Consider the following 18,362-nt stretch of genomic DNA (forward strand, 5'->3'; position numbering starts at 1 on the left):
CGGATGCGCCCCAGGCCCTCTCAAGGAGCACGGACGTGTTCAAGAAGGTACTGGTCGCCAACCGCGGGGAAATTGCCCTGCGGGTCATCCGCGCATGCCGTGAGCTGGGCATCGCCACCGTGGCGGTGCACTCCACCGCCGACGCCAACGCATTGCACGTGCGCTTCGCGGACGAAGCGGTCTGCATCGGGCCGCCTCCGTCCAAGGAGAGCTACCTCAACGTGCCGCAGTTGCTCTCCGCGGCGGAGATCACCCGCGCGGACGCCATCCACCCGGGCTACGGCTTCCTGTCGGAGAACGCCGAGTTCGCGGAGGTCTGCGAGAACTGCAAGATCCGCTTCATCGGTCCGCGTCCGGAGATGCTCCGGCTGATGGGCAACAAGGTGAGTGCGCGCCGCGCGGCCCGGGAGGCCGGCATGCCGCTGCTCCCTGGCAGCCCCGGCGTGGTGAAGGACCCGCGCGAGGCGGAGGCGTTCGCGAAGGAGATTGGCTTCCCGGTCATCCTCAAGGCGGCCGCGGGCGGCGGCGGCAAGGGCATGAAGATCGTCCGTGAGCCGGGCGTGCTCGCGCAGGCGTTCTCCACCGCGCAGGCGGAGGCCCTGGCCAGCTTCTCCAACGGCGACCTCTACATCGAGCGGTACGTGGAGAAGCCCCGCCACATCGAGATTCAAATCGTCGCGGACGAGCACGGCAACATCATCCACCTCAATGAGCGCGAGTGTTCGGTGCAGCGCCGGCACCAGAAGCTCATCGAGGAGTGCCCGTCGCCCGCGCTCACGCCGGAGCTTCGCCAGAAGATGGGCGAGGTGTCCGTCAACGCGATGAAGAAGCTGCGCTACAACAACGTGGGCACCATCGAGTACCTGCTCGACGAGCACGGGCAGTTCTACTTCATGGAGATGAACACCCGCATCCAGGTGGAGCACCCCGTGACGGAGCTGGTCATGGGCGTGGACCTGGTGCGCGAGCAGATCCGCATGGCCTACGGTGAGCCCCTGCGCTTCAAGCAGGAGGACATCCAGATTCGCGGGCACGCCATCGAGTGCCGGGTGAACGCGGAAGACCCCGTCACCTTCGCGCCCTGGCCGGGCAAGATTACGGGCTACAGCGTGCCGGGTGGCTACGGCGTGCGGGTGGACTCGGCGGCGTACGAGAACTACACGGTGCTGCCGCACTACGACAGCCTGTTGTCCAAGCTCATCGTCCACGCGGAGGACCGCGAGACGGCCATCCGCCGCATGCAGCGGGCGCTCTCCGAGTACGTGGTGGAAGGCATCCGCACCAACATCCCGTTCCACCGGGCCGCGCTGGCGGAGGAGTCCTTCCAGGAGGGCAACTACGACACGCGCTTCGTGGAGCGGCTGTTAGCGAGCGAGACGGGTTCCCGGCGACTGCGCAAGGCCGTGGAGGAGACGCCGTAGCGCGTGCAGGGCTCTTGCCGGGCAGCCCGCCGGGCGGACGACCGTCCGTGCGGGTGATCCGCCCCGGGAGGATGGCAGGCAGTTTCTTGACCCGCGTCGGAGGATTCCGTTAGCCTCCGAACCTCCCCCCCAGAGAAGGACTGAAACCCGCGAAGTTCCTCGGGGTTTCTGCCTGTCGGAAGCGCGCGCTCGATGGACAAGAACAAGATCATCGAAGCCGCCGCGAAGTTGGTCGCGAAGGGCGCGTACGACAAGGCCATCAAGGAGTACCAGAAGGTCCTGGAGGTCGACCCGAAGGACATCCGGGTCCTCCAGAAGATGGGGGAGCTGTACCAGAAGAAGAATGACAACGCGCAGGCGGCGCACTTCTTCACCAAGGTCGCGGAGAGCTACTCCTCGGACGGCTTCTTCCTCAAGGCCGTCGCTCTCTACAAGCAGGTCCTCAAGCTCAACCCGAACCTGCTGGAGGTGAACCTCAAGCTGGCGGAGCTGCACCAGCAGCTGGGCTTGATGTCGGAGGCGATGGCGTACTTCCAGATCGTCGCCAATCACTACGACAAGGCCGGCGACACCAAGGCGAGCCTCGACACCCTCAAGAAGATGGTGGATCTCGACCCGGAGAACGTGGCGTCGAAGATCAAGCTCGCGGAGCTGTACGCGCGCGAGAACATGACGAAGGAAGCGGCGCAGGAGTTCAAGCGCGCCGCCGAGTACCTCAAGCGCAACAGCCGCGCGGACGACTGGCTTCGCGTCGCGGAGCGGCTCTCCGCGCTGGAGCCGGAGAACCTGCCGCTGGCGAAGGAGCTGGCTGCGTCGTACCTGCAGCGCGGCGATCAAAAGCGCGCGCTCGCCAAGCTCCAGGTCTGCTTCAAGGCGGATGGCCGCGACGTGGAGACGCTGACGCTCCTGGCGCAAGCGTTCCAGGGGCTGGGCCAGGTCTCCAAGACGGTGTCCGTCTACAAGGAACTGGCGAAGATCCACCAGGAGCGCGGCCGCACCGCCGAGTCCGATGGCGTGTGGACGCAGATCGAGCTGCTGGATCCGCAGGATCCGGATCTGCTCGCGCGCCGGGGCCCCGTCGACGAACCGGAGCCGGAGCCCGAGCCCATGGCCGCGCAGGAGGACGCCGCGCCCCAGTGGAACGCGCCCGCCGCCGCGCAGCCTTCGCGTCCCGCGCCCGCCGCGCCGCAGCCTGCCGCCATGGCGCCGGCTCCCGCGGGGATGAGCCGCGAGCAGTTGGCGAAGCTGCTGACGGAGACCGACGTCTACGTGAAGTACGGGCTCCACGACAAAGCGCTCGAGCACCTTCGCAAGGTGTTCGCGGTGGATCCGGAGAACCTGGACGCCCACGAAAAGGCGTACCACATCTACGTGGCGGCCAATAACGGCGCGCAGGCGTCGGAGCAGTTGCTCAACGTGCTGCGCCTGTGCACGCGCCGCGCGGATGTGCAGCGCGCGCAGCCGTACCTGGCGTCCATCCTCCAGGAGAATCCGGCGCATCCGGAGGTGCCTGCCTTCCTGTCCGTGCTGCGCTCGGAGGGTGGGGTGGTGGCGCCGGTGGCCACGCCGGGCGTGGAGTCGCTGGAAGAGGACGCCATCCTGGTGGACTCCAACGACGACGAGATCCTCGTCGCGGAGCCTCCGGATGACGCGCTCGCGCAGCCCGAGGGTGACGAGCTCGCGCTCGCGGCGCTGAGCCACGGGACGGACTCGGATGAGATCGTCGACGACGAGGTCGCCGAGACCACGTTGAGCGGCGAGGAAGCGGTGATGGGGGAGCCCATCAGCTCCTCCGAGAACGCCGTCTACGACCTGCCGCCGCAGGACGACCTGGTCGTCGGTTCGGACGACGACGCGCTGGTGCTGGCGGACGAGCCGGGCCTGGGCGATTCCCAGTCCGGCTACGAGGACGAACCGCTGGTGGGCCCGGACGACGCGCTGTCGTACGCGGCGGATTCGTTCGACGACACCTCCGGCGGCGACGAGCCCATGGTGCTCGCGGACGACCCGGACGGCATGTCGCTGGGTGATGAGGACGAGCCGCCGCCCACGCGCGTGAACTCCCCGTCGCGCGCGCTGCTCAACGAGGCCGCGCCGGACACCCTTCAGGTCCCGACCTTCGACGACGAGGACATGGCGTTCTCCGACCCCGGCAGGTCGCTGGGCGAGGAAGACGACGCGCCCACCCGCGTGGGGCTGGCGCCGCTGGATGCGTCCGCGCTGGACGACGGGGGCCTGGAGGAATACGCGCCCCCGGCCGCCTACGACGCGGGCTCGCAACTGGGCGACGACGACGACGAGCCCACCGCCGCGCACCTCGTGCTCGCGCCGCTGGACACGACGGGCTACGACGAACCGGAGCCCGAGCCGGAAGCGGAACCCGAGCCGGAGCCCGAGGCGCTGGCGGATGAGCCGGAGCCCGAAGCGGAGCCGGAGGAGGAGCCCGCCGCCGAGGAGTGCGACGAGGCGTCGTTCTTCCTGGACCAGGGGCTGCTCGAAGAGGCGCGGGAGATCCTGGAGACCATCGCCATCGCCTTCCCGGGCCACGTGCGCGCCGGGGAGCTGATGGCGCGGCTGGAGGAGGCGGAGGCCGGTGGTGGCGCGGCCCCTGCGGACGAGGCTCCGGCGGAGCCCCTGTCGGTGCCTTCCGTGCAGCCGGTGACCGAGGCGTCCCTCGACGATGGGTCCGGTGGCGACGCGTTCGACCTGGCGGCGCAGCTCGCCGGCGAGCTGGACGACCTGGGCGGCGAATCGCTGGCGGCGGTGCCCCCGGCGGACGAGGACTTCCAGTACTCGGTGGACGAGGTCTTCGCCGAGTTCAAGAAGGGCCTCGCCAAGGTGGTGAAGCCCGAGGACGTGGACACGCACTACGACCTGGGCATCGCCTACAAGGAAATGGGCCTGCTGGACGACGCCGTCCACGAGTTCGAAGTGGCCCGCCAGGGCAGCGCGGGCACGAAGCGCGAGCTGGACTGCCTGACGATGATTGGCATGCTCCACACGCTGCGCGGCCGTCCGGACGAATCCGTCCAGGTGTTCAAGGAAGGCCTGTCCAACGTGCTCGCGGTGGGTGAGGTGGCCAAGGCCCTGGGCTTCGAGCTGGCGAGCGCCTACGACGCGCTCAACGAGCCGGGCAAGGCGCTCTTCCACTTCCAGCGCGTGGCCGCCATGGACGCGAAGTACCGCGACGTGGGGTCGCAGGTGACGCGCCTGTCGGCGGTGACCGCACCCGAGGATGACCCGCTTCCCCGGGCCGGAGCCAAGGCGCCCGCCGCCCCTCCGACGCCGGTTCCTGCCGCGGGCGCACCGAAGGCCCGCAAGGTAGGGTACGTGTAGCGCGTAGCCGCGAGGACCGGCGAGCCCATGACGACCTACCTCGATTTCTTCGAACTCAGCCAGGAGCCGTTCTCCAACGCTCCGGTGAGCCGCTTCTATTACAACTCCGCGCAGCACTCGCAGGCCCTCACGCGGCTGATGCATGCCGTGGGCTACATGAAGGGCCTGTCCATCCTCGTGGGCGACATCGGCGCGGGCAAGACGACGCTCGCCCGGCGCATGCTCGACTCGCTGCCCGAGTCCGAATACGAGGCCGCGCTGCTGGTCATCATCCACTCGGGCATCACCGCCCAGTGGCTGCTGCGCCGCATCGCGCTCCAACTGGGCGTGGAGAATCCGGCGCAGGAGAAGCTGGCGCTGCTGTCGCAGCTCTACCAGCGGCTGCTGCAAATCTATGAGTCCGGCAAGAAGGCCGTCGTCCTCATCGACGAGGCGCAGATGCTGGAGACGCGGGAGATCATGGAGGAGTTCCGGGGGCTGCTGAACCTGGAGGTCCCCGAGCGCAAGCTCATCTCCTTCGTCTTCTTCGGCCTGCCGGAGATTGAAAAGAACCTGAAGCTGGACCCGCCGCTCGCCCAGCGTGTGGCGCTCCGCTACAAGCTGGAGCCCTTCACGGCGGAGTCCACCGAGGCGTACGTGAAGCACCGGCTGCGGCTCGCCGGGTGCCCGCGGATGCCCTTCACGCCGGAGGCGCTGCTGGCCGTGCACGAGCACTCCGGTGGTACCCCGCGCGTCATCAACACCCTGTGCGACAACGCCCTCTTCGAGGCGTTCCTCGCGCGGCAGGAGTCCATCGACGCGGAGCTCGTGCACCGCATCGGGACGAACCTGGGCCTGAAGGGTGGCTCGGCTGCTTCCCAGGAGAGCGAGCGGCCAGGCGTGCCTGCCTCGTCGCTGCCCCGGACGGCGAACACGAAAATCGATCTGGCGGAGATCGACCGCTACCTCGAGGGACTCGGTAAGCTCTAGGGGCTTGTCTCCCCCCAGCCGCAACGGTGCGCGCAAGGCGCTGCTGTTGATGCTCCTCGCGGTGTCGGGGAGCATCCTGCTGTTGCGCCAGCCGTTCACCTGGGACGCCGCCTGCACGGTGGCGCGCAGGCACCTGCCGGACGTGCTGGGCCTGGACGTCGGCATTGGCCGGTGTGAGTTGGATCCGCTGGGCTCGCGCGTGCTGCTGCGCGGCGTGTCGGTGTTCGCGCCCGGTTCGGACACGCCGCTGTTCGCCGCGGACGAGGCGGAGGTGGGGCTGGGCTTCCTGTCGCCCCTGTCCCGCCGCTTCGTGCTGGGTCACGTGAGCGTGCGCCATCCGCGCGTGGTGTTGGATCTCTCGAAGCCTTCGCCCGACAAGCCCGCTTCGGACGGGACGTGCCCGCTCACGCCGCTGGAGCGCGTGGGCGTGGGGCGCATGAGCATCACCGGCGCGGAGGTGCGGCTCGCGCTGCCCGAGGGCCGCAGCGTGGAGGTGGAGAACCTCGACGTGGGGTGGGTGGAGCGCTGGGGCGTGATGGAGCTGGAGGTCGGCGCGCGGCGGGGCGTGGTGCGTCTGGGCGCGGGCGGCGGCGAGCTGGCGCTGGGGCAGTTGGCCTTCACCGGCGCGTTGGATCCGGACGAAGGGCTGCTCGACGTGGAGCGCGCGGAGGTGACGCTCGACGACATCACCGCCACGGTGTCCGGCCGCGTGGAGACGCTGTGCCATCCCACGCTCGCGCTGGACGCGCAGGTGTTCCTGCCGCTGCGCACGCTGACGCAAGCGAAGCTGCTGCCGCGGCCCGCCACCGGGCATCTGTGGACGCGCCTGTCGCTGTCCGGGAAGCCCTCCGCGCTGGCGGTGGGCGCGGACGTGTCCGCGAGCAACCTGTCCTATGAGCAGTACGGTCCACTGAGCCTCACCGCGCGCCTGTCGTACGCGGGGGACCGCGTGCGCGTGGAGTCGCTGGAGGCCCCGCTGGGTGGGGGCAAGGTGAAGCTGTCCGGCGCGCTCAAGCTCACGCCGGAGCTGCCGGTGGAGCTGACGCTCCAGACGGAGGACGCGTCGTTCGGCCGCATCCTGGAGCGCGCGGGCGTGGCCGGGTCCTGGGTGGACTTCCCCGCGTCCGCGAACGCGCACCTCACCGGCACGCTGCTGCCCCGGCCTTCTCTGTCCGGGCCCCTGGACCTGAGAACCGGCCACTTCACCCTGGCCACGCGCGCGTTCGATGCGCCGGTGCGCTCTGGCAAGACGCTGCTCACCTTCGACAAGGGCCGCGCGCAGACGACCGTGAAGCTCCAGGGCGACCGCGTGTCCTTCTCCCGGCTCACGGTGGAGTCGGGCAAGTCGCGCGTGCATGGCGAGGTGACGCTCTACTTCGACACCGCGCGGGGCCTGGACATCCAGGGCAACGGCGAGGTGGAGCTGTCGGACTTCGGCCACATCGCGGAGCTGCCGTGGGCCGGGCGCGGGTCGGTGAACTACTCCGTCGTGGGGCCGCTCGCCGACGTGAAGGTGGACGCGTCGCTGTCGCTGCGCGACTTCGTCTTCTGGGGCTTCAACCTGGGGGTGACGCAGGGGAAGCTGTCGTACTCCAACGGCGTGCTGTCGTTCCCGTCGCTCACCGGGCAGAAGGGACGCACGCAGTACTTCGGCAAGGGCGCGCTCACGTTCGCGCGGCTGCTGCACCTGCGCCTGGACCTGAACGTGCCGCAGGGACGCACCGAGGACCTGGTGGACCTGGTGGCGGGCCTGAGTCCTTCCATCGCCGTGATCCAGGGGCAGTTCGGCGGCGCGGCATCCGGGCGCGTGGAGATCGACAGCCCGCTGGAGAAGCTGGAGGGGCTGGTGGCCTTCGACCTGAAGGACACCACGTACCTGGGGCGCCGGCTGGGCGCGGGCGCCGCGCGGCTGCGCTTCGTGGACGGCAAGGAGATGGTGCTGGAGCGCACCGTGCTGGACGGCCGGCTGGGACGCACCTGGGTGGAGGGCACCTTCGCCTTCGCGGGCGGACTGGACTACCGCTTCGGCGGAGAGAACCTGTCGCTCGCGGAGGCCGTGGGCCCGGAGACCGCGGAGGAGATGGGCATCCAGGGCACGCTGGCGCTCGCGGGCACCGTGGCGGGCACGGCGGACAAGCCGGACATCCGGGCCACGCTGAAGGGCCCACGCATCACCTTCGCGTCGCGCGACCTGGGCGCCATGGACCTGGCGCTGCACCAGGACGGCAAGGCGATGCGCATCACCGGCCATCCGTTCCGCGACGCTCAGGGCTCCATGTCCATGACCGTGAAGGAGCCCTACCTCTTCGAGTCCACGTTGGAGCTGCTGCTGCCCGAAATCCGTCCGCTGCTGCCCCAGGTGCAGGCGCTCGCGGGCGTCACCGGGATGCTCGCGGGGCGGGTGACGTTGCAGGGCCCGCTGTTGCAGCCGGACGCGTACCAGGTGGCGGCCACGCTGCGGGAATTGACGCTGGCCCGGGGCGACCTGCGCGGGCGCAACCAGGCGCCCATCGTGCTGGCCTACGCCGGGGGACGACTGGACGTGCAGCCCTTCCGCTTCAGTGGCGCGTCGGTGGACGTGACGCTGGGCGGTTGGATGAGCCGGACCCGGATGAACATGAGTTTGCGCGAGGGCCGCATGGACGTGCGGCTTCTGGAGCCGCTCCTGCCGGGCATGGAGCGCGTGGGCGGCCAGCTTCGCGTGGACGCGGAGGCCACCGGCACGCTGGACGCGCCGTCGGTGGTGGGCACCGCGGAGCTGTCCGACGTGCGGATGTCCATGCGCGACATGCCGCTCACCGTGCGCGCCATGTCCGGACGCCTGGAGATGACGGGCCAGCGCGTGCTGCTGGAGCACCTGCAGGCGCAGGTGAACGAAGGGCAGGTGTCCGCGCGCGGCGACATCCGGCTGGAGCGCTTCGTGCCCAAGCGGCTGGCGCTGACGCTGCAACTGGACGCGGTGCCGTACCGGATGACGGAGGACCTGCCGCTCACCGTGTCCGGCCTGCTCCAGGTGGTGGGGCCGCCCACCGGACCCACCGTCACGGGTGGGCTGGACATCGTGAAGCTGCGCTACTCGAAGCCGCTGGACATCGAATCGCTGCTCAAGACGATGCAGAAGAAGCCTTCGCTCGCGGTGGGCGGCGGGGGCGAGCGCGCCCGGGACGCCTTCTTCACCTGGGACGTCAACGTGCACTTCGGCGATGTGCGCGTGGACAACAACCTGGCCAAGGCGCGGCTGTTGGGCGACGTGCGGCTCACCGGCACCGACGTGCGGCCGGGTCTCCTGGGCCGGGTGGAGGCGGCGGAAGGCAGTCAGGCGTTCTTCCGCAACAACCTCTTCACCATCGAGCAGGGGCAGTTGGAGTTCCGCGACGCGTCCGGCATCGACCCGGTGTTCGAGGTGCAGGCTCAGACGCAGGTGCGCGAGTTCGTGGTGAAGCTGCACGCGTTCGGCCGGCCGGCCAACCCCCTCATCGTGCTGTCGTCGGAGCCGGTGCTGACCGAAGGCGACATCCTGTCGCTCTTGACGCTGGGCGTGACGAGCGCGGACAAGGACACGGCGGCGTCGGCAAGCTACGGTCTGGCGGCGGAGGCGTTGTTCAACGTTTCCGGCCTGGACCGGCAGGTACGACGCTTCCTGCCCAGCAACCCCGTTCTCCGGGATTTGTCCCTGCAGATCGCCACCACCTACAACGACGCCACCCGGCAGGCCGAACCCACCGCACAACTGGAGTCGAAGTTCCTCTCCGAGCAGCTTAAAATCGGGATGACCCAACCGGTGAGTGGGCGTGGTACCCGGGCACGCGCTGAGTATCGCTTCGACGACCGTCTTTCCGCACAGGCCCAGTGGGACAACGAGAACAGCCAGGCGTCGTTCGGAAACCTCGGGCTCGAGCTGAAGCTTGGCTGGGAGGTCGAGTAGCCGCGCTGACCGCGGTGCTGCTCCTCGTGTGCGCGTGGCCCGCCTTCGCGGCGTCCCCCACTGGCTCGGGCGACAGCGACGACGCCGCCCCCAACGTGATGGCGGTGGAGCTGCACCTGCCCGAAGGCGTGGCCTCCGAGGGCCTTTCGGCGCTCGTCACCCTGCGCAAGGGCCAGGCGCTGACGCCGGGCGCGGTGCGCCGGTCCGTGGAGCAGTTGTTCGCCACGGGGCGCTTCGCGGACGTGGTGGCCACCACGGAGGACGTGCCCGGTGGGGTGCGGCTCGTCTTCCAGCTCACGCCGCTGCCCCAACTGGCCCACGTGACGGTGCGGGGCAACCGCGTGCTCACGACCGCGGAGCTGCTGGATGCGAGCGGCCTGCTGGAGGGTGGGCCCCTGGATCCGGAGGAACTGGACACGGCGGCGGCCTCCGTGCGCGAGGCCTACCAGCGCAAGGGCTATGACGCCGTCTCCGTCCGGGTGGAGGAGCAGTCGGTGCCCGCGGGCGGCGTGGCGGTGACGCTGGTGGTGGAGGAGGGCAAGCCCACCCGCGTGCGGCAGGTGACGTTCTCCGGCAGCCCCGCGCTGCCCCTGCCTCGCCTCGTGGAGGCGCTGGGAATGGTGCCCGGCGAGGTGTTCGACCGGGCGCGGTTGGATTTGGGCCTGGAGCGGCTGCGGGTGCAACTGCGCGAGGGACGGCACTGGCGGGCGTGGGTGGGGCCTCCCACCATCGTCGTCGAGGACAGCGAGGCGTCCGTGGCGGTGCCGCTGGCGGCGGGGCCGGCCTTCCACCTGCGCTTCACGGGCAACCGCCACTTCCCGGCCACACTGCTGGCGCGGGTGGTGGCCTACGACGGCGAGGAGGCATTGGACGAGTCCGTGGCGGCGAGGCTCGCGCGGCGGCTGGAGGCGTTCTACCGACGGCGGGGCTTCCACGACGCGCGCGTGCGGGCGCTGGAGATGATCCGCCCGGATGGCGACGCGGCAGTGCTGGGCTTCCAGGTGGAAGAGGGGCCTGCGCTTCGGGTGACGGAGGTGCGCTTCCACGGCAACGTGGCCGTGTCGTCGGAGGCGCTGCGCGCGCAGCTCTCCAACCAGGTGGCGGCGGCGGAGACGTGGCCGGAGCTGGACCTGCCCATGCGCGAGGATCCGCTGGAGACCGAGGGGCGCGGACGCCGCCACGGGACGAGCGTGGTGTCTCCGCCGGACCCGTCCACCGTCTATGTGGAGGACATGTGGCTGGAGGCCGTGGACGCGATGACGACGGCCTACCGCGAGCAGGGCTTCGCCTCCGCGCTGGTGACCTTTCGCGGCCTCACGGTGGACACGGTGCACCACACGGCGGAGGCGGACTTCGACGTGGAGGAGGGGCCCCGCGCGCTCCTGCTCGACACCGCCTTCGAGGGCCTGCCTCCGGAGGTGAACCCCTCGTGGGTGACGCTGCTCTTGCCCAAGGGCACGCCGCTGAGCTTCGAGCGGGTGGAGCAGGCGCAGGCGGCGCTTGAGCGCGGACTGGGCCGCGAGGGCTACCTCTTCGCTCGCGTGAGCAACGCGGTGTCGGTGGACGGGGAGGGCACGTCCGCGCAGGTGGCGTTCCGTGTGGATGCCGGGCCCCGCGTGCACGTGGGGCAGGTGCTGCTCCAGGGGCTGAAGCGCTCGGATCCGGACGTGGTGCTGGCGCAGTTGGACCTGAAGCCCGGGGCGCCCCTGTCGGTGGAGGCGCTGGCGGATGCGCAGCGGCGGCTGTCCCGGCTGGGGCTGTTCCGTCAGGCGGAGATTTCACTCGCGGACCCCAACCGGCGTGAAGCCTCCAAGGACGTGCTGGTGACGGTGCAGGAGCGACCGCGCATCGACGGTGAGGTGTCCGGCGGCTACTTCCTGGTCGACGGTCCTCGCATCACGTTGGACACGGCGTGGCGCAACCTGGATGGCCGGGGTCTGAACCTGCTGGCGCGCGGCAAGGTGAACTACGCGGGCGCGAGCGCGGAGGCCTTGTCGTCCTCGCGTCTGCCCACCGGGTGCAGCACCGGCGAGCTGTCGGGCGAGGCGTGCGACTCCGACCTGGATGGCTTCAGCGGCCTGGGCGGACGCGGCAACCTGGCGCTGTCGCAGCCCCGGTTGTCCTTCGTGGCACCGCAGGAGATTGGCGCCCGCCTGGACCTGATTGGCGAGCGCGTGCACCGGCCTTCGTACCTGTCCACCCGGTTCGCGGCGGTGGTGGGCGCGGACTGGGCGCTGGCGTCGTGGGTGAACGTGTCGCTCCAGTACGAACTGGAGAACAACCGGCTGCGCTCGCGCGCGGGCGTGCTGGAGCTGGTGAACCGCGCGGACCAGGAGCGGCTGCGCTACCCGTACGGCGACTTCGCGCTGCACTCGCTCCGGCCGTCGGCGACGCTGGACTTTCGCGACGACCCGGCCAACCCCCGGCGCGGCATGGTGCTCAGCACCAGCGCGGAGTTCATGCGCGGCATCAGCGTGCACCCCACGGATGTCGCGGGCAACCGCGTGCCGGAGTTCCCCATCGACGGTGTGAAGCTGTCGGGCAGCGTCAGCGCGTACGCGCCGCTGGGACGCCGCGCGAGCGTGGCGGTGAGCGTGCGTGCGGGCACCATCGTTCCCTTGACGGAGGGCTCGCAGAACATCGGCTCCAAGCTGTTCTACCTGGGCGGTTCGTCCAGCTTGCGCGGCTTCCGTGAAGACGGCGTGCTGCCGCAGGACGTGCGCGAGGTGCTCCACCAGCGGCTGGCCGCGTGCCGCGCGGTGATTACCCCGGCGGGCTGCCCGGATGACCTGAAGGCGGTGCTCTCCGGCCAGGTGCCCGCGAGCCAGGGCGGTGAGCTCTACACGCTGGGCAAGGCGGAGTTGCGCGTGCCGGCGGTGGCGGCGGTGGACCTGGGCCTGTTCTTCGAGGTGGGCAACCTGTGGCAGGACCGCACCCTCTTCGACGCGAAGGTGCTGCGCTACGCGGCGGGCGTGGGTCTGCGCTACGTGACGCCCGTGGGCCCGCTGGCCTTCGATGTGGGCTTCAACCTGGACCGCGACGAAGCGCTCAACGAAGCCCCCACGCAGTTCCACTTCAGCATCGGTACGTTCTGACCGGAGGCCTTCGCGTGCGACCCGAACATCCGCGCCGTGGGATGGCTGGAGGGTGGGCCCTGCTGGGGCTGCTCGCGCTCGCGTGCCAGCATGGGCCGGACGCTTCCGCGAAGCCTCCGCGCCCCAAGTGGATGCCGCCGGAGGGGACCTGTCCTCGCGGGGCACAGCTCCAGATGGAGCGCCTGGGGTTGAAGACGGGGGACCGCATCCCGGTCATCGTGGACAGCATCCAGGACCACCCGGGGCCGGCCCGCTACAACTACAGCTTCGTCATCGCGCTGCCGCAGGGGGCAGGGGAGGCGAAGCTTCCAGGCGCGCGCATCGGTGGGCGGCTCTACGTGACGAAGCACCGCGTGTTCGGTCGGTATGACCGCATCTTCACGCCGGAGAGCGGGGCCACGTCGGTGCCCTTCTGCGGCGTGCTGCTGGATTCGCGCTGGGACCGGGACGGCGAGGGGCTCATCGCGTATCCCAGTCCCCTGAAGGGCTTCTCCGTGGTGCAGGACAACACCGGCATCATCCTGGTGGTGGACCAGTACCCGTGAGGCCTAAGAGCTTTCAGTCCACGTGGAGCGTGTAGCTCTGCTGGGTATTGCTCAGCAGGTCCTGGACGTGGAGCATGAAGGTGAAGTCGCCCGCGACCGTGGGTTTGCCGGAGAGGATGCCCTTCTTCGTGTCCAGGAGGATGCCCGTGGGCAGCGCCCCGTCCTTGATGCTCCACGTGAACGAGTTGCTGCCGCTGATCGTCTGGAAGACGTAGGCGTAGTCGGAGCCGACGCGCGCGTCTGGCACGCCGCGCGAGAGCAGCTTGACGAACGCGGTGACGTCCGCGAGGGCGATGGAGAGCGTGCGGGTGGCGCTCTGGGGCGGCGTGTCGCTGTCCGTCACCACCACCGTGAAGGTCCGCAGACCCTCCTGGGTCGTGGTGCCCGTGACGCCGCCGTTCGCGCTCAACGTCAGCCCCGACGGCAGCGACTGCTGCGGGGCGAGGGCGAAGAGGTACGGAGCCTTGCCTCCAGTGGCGGAGACGGTCTCCGTGTAGGGATTGTTCCTGGGCGCGTCCGCGAGCGGCGCGGGCCCCGCGAGGCGCAGCACGGGCCGCACGCTCAGTCGCAGGCTGCCGCTGGCGCGCTTCATGGGGGTGCTCTCGTCGGTGACTTCCACCGGGAAGAAGACATCTCCCGCGCGCGAAGGCGTGCCGGTGAGCAGGCCTCCGGTGCCGAGCGAGAAGCCCTCCGGGAGCTGGTTCGTGAAGCTGAACGTGTAGGGTGGGGTTCCTCCCTGGGCCTGGAGCTGTTCCGTGAAGTAGACGGTTTCGGTGGCCCCATGCATGAGGGTGGACGTCAGCGAGAGCGCGGCGGGGCCCGCGTCCGGTGTCGTGCCTGCATCTGGTTGCGTGCCCGCATCGGCGGTGCCCGCATCGACAGTGCCCGCATCGACAGTGCCCGCGTCGGCCTCGCCTGCATCCGGCGTCGTGCCTCCATCCGGCTCCGTGCCCGCGTCCTCCTCGGAGATGGGCGGGTCGCACTGGCGGCCTTCGCCACAGGCCGGCAGGCACCGGTTCACATCGGTGAGGCAGTAGGTGCCCGTCGGACAGCCCCCCGATGCATCACACGCGGCGAACCGTGAGAGGTCGGGCGCGAACGTGCAGGACTGCAACGTGAGGAGGAGGGCGCTGATCAGCGCTGCCTGGAGTTTCCGAAGGTGCGTCCTCATGGCCACTCCCAGATGAACGACACCGCGCCCCCGAGCCCGAGCAGCGCACCCACGCCCATCAGCACGTTCGACGTGCGTGCCTGCCGACGACCCGCGTCCAGCCGCGAAGCGAAGCAGCCCGAGAAGTCCTCGCCGGCCGAGGCGCACTCGCCCCCGTTCTTCGACACCCGGGACTCCGTGCTCCGCGCCGCGATTCCAAAGCCCACGCCCACCGCGAGCGCTACGCCGCCCGCGCCCATCATCACCTTGGGCAGCAGGCGTGAACCCCGGGGCGCGGCCTGCTTCACCGTCTCCGTGCGCAGGGGCGCCCAGACCTCCTGCAACGCCTGCCGGGCCCGCGTGTCCGCCTCGCCCGGCGTCAGGGCCGGTGCCTCGAACTGCGCGCGCGTCTCCGTGCCCCGCGCATCCGTCACCGTGAGCGCCACGCTGCGCCTGCCGCCCACGCCCAGCGCCACGCCGCGCACGAGCCTGCGCGCACCCAGCGACACGGCCTGCGCGCTCCGGCACTCCGTGTTGCCACACGATGACAGCGACGCGCCCGCCCCGCGCAGCCGCGCAGCCGTGTCCTCGCGCGACTCCAGACACGCATCCGGCAGGGCGGACACCGCGCGCCGCGTGGCGTCCTCCAGCGCACGCGCGTCGGCGGAAGGCAGCGCCACGCGTTCGAAGGGCATCAGCACCACGCGCGTGTCCGCGTCGCAGGCGACAGCACCTTGCGCGAGCCAGAGCAGAAGGGAGGTGGCGGACGCGCTCATGGCACCAGCGACGCGTCGGCTTCGTCGGGCGGCGGCGTGATGCCGAAGCTCGCCATGTAGCCCCGGTAGAAGCGCTGTCCGAAGGGCACGGAGAAGAGCTTGTCCCGGAAGGCATCCTCCACGGCGCCCCGGGCCGCCACGGTGGACTCGCGCCAGGCCAGCCCCCCTGCGTCCACCACCTCCGCCGCGCGCGTGAGGTTGAACGTCGCTTCCCGACCCGTGCCGCGCAGGTAGTAACCCCGCCCCACGGGCAACGACACCACCAGCGGCCGTTCGCGCTCCTTGTGCAGCTCCACCACGCGGATGCCTCGTGCGTCCTCCACCCACAGCCGGCCCTCCAGGCCCGTGGGCACGAGCAGGTAGCCCAGCGACGCGGCGGTCCCCATGTCCGTCAGCGCGAACGCCCGGTCCAGCGCGGGCGGCTGGATGAACACTCGCGGCTGTCCCCGCACGTCGTCCAGACCCTGGCTGGCGGCGGCCACGAAGGCCCGCAGCTCCGCGTAGTCCACGCGTCCGTCGCCGTTGACGTCGCCCGCGCCCGACAGCGCCGAGCGCACCATGTGGCTGAAGACGCCGGAGCGGATGGCGCTCCACTCGTGGCTCTCCTGCTCCGACGACGTGGACAGCACCACGCCCACCTGCGGGAAGCGCTCCAACTCGCGCCCGCCCAGCAGGCCCTTCACGGCGTCCGCGTACGCGGGCCCCACCGGCAAGGAGCCGCGCGAGTGCACGAAGAAGTACGAATCACACGCGTCCACGATGAGCTGGATGAAGGACGCCTTGCTCGGCGCGAGCACGCGCGAGAACAGCTCCGTGCGCGTCAGGGGCCCGTCCAGCAGGCTCACCGTGCCTTCTCCCGCGGCGCCGCGCTTGCCGTGGCCCACGAAGACGAAGGACAGCACCGGCGCCTGTCCCCGCGCCCGGTCCTGGGCCATGCGCTCATTCAGGCGGCGGAGCGCGTCCTCCAGGGAGGCATGCGTGGGAGGGCGCGTCTTCGCGGCGAGCCCCGGGTGCAGGGCCTGCGTGTCGGCGTCCAGCACACTGAGCAGGACGACCTCGCGCGAGCGGGGCGCGAACAGCTCGTAGTACCGGGCGCCGTCGTCGTCGGCGTAGCGCAGGGGGGCCTGGGACTTCTCCGTGCCCGTGTTGCTGGCGACGATGAGCGCGTAGTGCACCTGTTCGGGCGCGGCGCTCGCGGCGGTTCCCACCAGGAGGAGCACACCCAGGGCCAGGGTCCTGTGGGAGGGCGTTCGCATGGGGAGATGGCGCGGTGCGCCGGAAAGAAAGGATGCCACGGAAAACGTCCGACAATCCACTGGGGCCTGCTCGCGACAACATGCGGATGACGGGACCGCGATGGTCGCGGTAAGCCCCTGAGGGATGGAGTGGGATGACGACACGCTGCGCCGTTTTCGAGAAGGCACCCCGGAGGTGTTGGCGGACGTGTATCGCGCGCACGCGGAGCCGCTCGCCCGCCTGCTCAAGGCGGCCGCATGGCGGGGGGCCTTCACCCGCTTGAGGAACGCGATGGAGTTGGAGAACACCCTGCTGGAGACCTTCGCCCGCGCGTTCGAGCCCCGCACGCGCGCGGCCTACAACGGCACGCGTCCCTATTCCCACTTCCTGATGGGCATCGCGCGCAATGTCCTCCTCGAACAGTCGCGCGAGCGGGAGCTGGTGGGGCGGGACGTGCCCTTCGAGGGCCTCACCGAGGCGTCGGGCGAGGACGGCGGGTTGGCGGAGGTGCTGGAGGACCGCGAGGTGGAGACGCTGCTCGCGGTGTTCAAGGATGGACTGTCGCGCGAGGAGCACCGGCTGTTCGAGCTGCGCTTCGGCGAAGGCGTGGCCCAGGAAGACGCCGCCACGGCGCTGGGTCTCACGCGCATCCAGGTGCGGCGGCGGGAGTTCGGGTTGAAGTCCAGGCTGCTCGGGTTCCTCCAGTCGAAGGGGTACCTGGAGGACCTGGAGACGCAGGGCTGGAGCTTCTTCAAGCGACGGAGTGCACGATGAGCCGCTGTGACGACCGTCGGGTGAAGCAGGCGATGGCTGCCCTCTTCGAGAAGGGCTCCGAGGCGCTGGACGCGGCCGGCTTCCAACACCTGCGCGCGCACCTGGCGACGTGCCCTTCGTGCCAGGAGACCTACGACCGGCTGTCCCGCGTGGAGTCCGCGCTGGAGAAGCGCGCCCTTCCCCAGGCGAAGAGCGCGCTCTTGGAGCAGGCGCTGTGGGCGCGGATGGCGAAGCAGTCCAGTCCCGCCCCGCGTCCGGTGGTGGTGGAGCCCGCGCGCCGGTGGTTCACGTCCCCGTTTCTCGTGCCCCTGTCGCTGGGCGCGGCGGCGGCCGCCGTGGCGCTGATGGTCGTGGTGCCGTCGCTCCAGCCTCCGAGGGAGACGGCGCCGGAGTGGCAAGCGCGCTCGGCGGCGCCGGGCGTGGGGGCCTGGGGCGTGCGGGCCTTCTGCATCGCGCCTGCGGGGGCGGTGGTCGCGGAGGCCCGGCCGGGTGGGACGCTGGCGTGCGCGGAGGGCCACGCGGTGCAGTTCAGCTACACCGCGCCGGAGCGCGCTCGCCTGTCGCTGGACGGCACGTCCGTGACGGGGGAGGCGCTGCACTTCTTTCCGCGCGAGGGTTCGGCCTCCGAAGTCGCGGCCGGCGTGGACGTCGCGTTGCCGTTCAGCACGCCGGTCCAGGGGGGGTGGCTGACGGGCCCCGTGCTGGTGCGCGCGAACTTCACGGACGCGCAGGGCAGGACGGTCGCGGACACGCTGGTGACGCTCACGCCCGTGGCCCCCTGAAACGAACAACCCCTCCCCCGTGTGAACACAGGGGAGGGGCGGGGACTGCCGAGCTTTGTGGGGTCCGAAACGACGACGGACGCGGCGCGGCGATCCACTTCCTTGGTGCCGGGGGACCGCATGGCGCGTCGAGGAGGTCCTCGGGCCGCACGCACCATGCTCCGGCGATGGCGTTCGTGAAGGTGACGCGGCATCCAGGACGCGTCTGGAAATGAAGTGTCACGAGCCTGATTTCGTGGATCGTGATGCCACCGGATTCTTCTGGAGCGGCGGAATCCGGGCCCCTGCCCTGGCCAAGGGGGCGTCCGCGCCCCCGGGGCTGACAGTGTCTGGAGCGGGAGGGGGCTCCGGGT

The 18,362-nt window shown here is 70.5% G+C and carries 11 protein-coding genes; 8 read left to right on the top strand and 3 right to left on the bottom strand.

Going from position 1 to position 18,362, the window contains the following annotated elements:
* Positions 1–35 precede the first annotated feature (35 nt).
* From accC to D7V88_RS06920, 6 genes are all read left to right on the top strand, one after another.
* Positions 36–1,421 (top strand): acetyl-CoA carboxylase biotin carboxylase subunit, encoded by a 1,386-nt coding sequence (gene accC, locus D7V88_RS06895; protein WP_120539803.1) that lies wholly within the window; start codon positions 36–38, stop codon positions 1,419–1,421.
* Between the two features lie 192 nt (positions 1,422–1,613).
* Positions 1,614–4,757: a type IV pili formation protein SgmX gene (gene sgmX, locus D7V88_RS06900; RefSeq protein ID WP_120539804.1), complete on the top strand. Its 3,144-nt coding sequence runs from the start codon at positions 1,614–1,616 to the stop codon at positions 4,755–4,757.
* Between the two features lie 27 nt (positions 4,758–4,784).
* Positions 4,785–5,726, top strand: a complete 942-nt coding sequence (locus tag D7V88_RS06905; RefSeq protein ID WP_120539805.1) for an ExeA family protein — start codon at positions 4,785–4,787, stop codon at positions 5,724–5,726.
* Between the two features lie 49 nt (positions 5,727–5,775).
* Entirely contained in the window at positions 5,776–9,651 is a 3,876-nt protein-coding gene (locus D7V88_RS06910) for a translocation/assembly module TamB domain-containing protein (protein WP_208726161.1), read from the top strand.
* A 14-nt stretch (positions 9,652–9,665) separates the two neighbouring features.
* A complete protein-coding gene (locus tag D7V88_RS06915; RefSeq protein WP_244238030.1) occupies positions 9,666–12,746 on the top strand; it encodes a POTRA domain-containing protein in 3,081 nt (1,026 codons plus the stop codon).
* Between the two features lie 41 nt (positions 12,747–12,787).
* A complete protein-coding gene (locus tag D7V88_RS06920; protein ID WP_120539807.1) occupies positions 12,788–13,291 on the top strand; it encodes a hypothetical protein in 504 nt (167 codons plus the stop codon).
* A 13-nt stretch (positions 13,292–13,304) separates the two neighbouring features.
* On the opposite strand, the gene D7V88_RS06925 is transcribed toward D7V88_RS06920, so the two are convergent.
* From D7V88_RS06925 to D7V88_RS06940, 3 genes are read right to left on the bottom strand one after another with little or no spacing between them, the layout of a single operon-like run.
* On the bottom strand, positions 13,305–14,462 hold the full coding sequence (locus D7V88_RS06925; protein WP_158625022.1) for an Ig domain-containing protein: 1,158 nt from the start codon (positions 14,460–14,462) through the stop codon (positions 13,305–13,307).
* The gene (locus tag D7V88_RS06935; RefSeq protein ID WP_120539810.1) at positions 14,459–15,217 is read right to left on the bottom strand and encodes a hypothetical protein; all 759 of its coding nucleotides are present in this window, start codon (positions 15,215–15,217) and stop codon (positions 14,459–14,461) included. The genes D7V88_RS06925 and D7V88_RS06935 overlap by 4 nt, the downstream gene beginning before the upstream one ends.
* Complete coding sequence (locus D7V88_RS06940; RefSeq protein ID WP_120539811.1) at positions 15,214–16,473, bottom strand: hypothetical protein; 1,260 nt, start codon at positions 16,471–16,473, stop codon at positions 15,214–15,216. Before D7V88_RS06940 ends, D7V88_RS06935 begins: the two co-directional genes overlap by 4 nt.
* Positions 16,474–16,597: 124 nt before the next feature.
* Here D7V88_RS06940 and D7V88_RS06945 point away from each other — a divergent pair, with 124 nt between their 5' ends.
* Positions 16,598–17,227, top strand: a complete 630-nt coding sequence (locus tag D7V88_RS06945; protein WP_120539812.1) for an RNA polymerase sigma factor — start codon at positions 16,598–16,600, stop codon at positions 17,225–17,227.
* Entirely contained in the window at positions 17,224–18,009 is a 786-nt protein-coding gene (locus tag D7V88_RS06950) for an anti-sigma factor (RefSeq protein ID WP_120539813.1), read from the top strand. The genes D7V88_RS06945 and D7V88_RS06950 overlap by 4 nt, the downstream gene beginning before the upstream one ends.
* Positions 18,010–18,362 lie beyond the last annotated feature (353 nt).

It is taken from the genome of Corallococcus terminator, from assembly GCF_003611635.1.
Taxonomy (GTDB): domain Bacteria; phylum Myxococcota; class Myxococcia; order Myxococcales; family Myxococcaceae; genus Corallococcus; species Corallococcus terminator.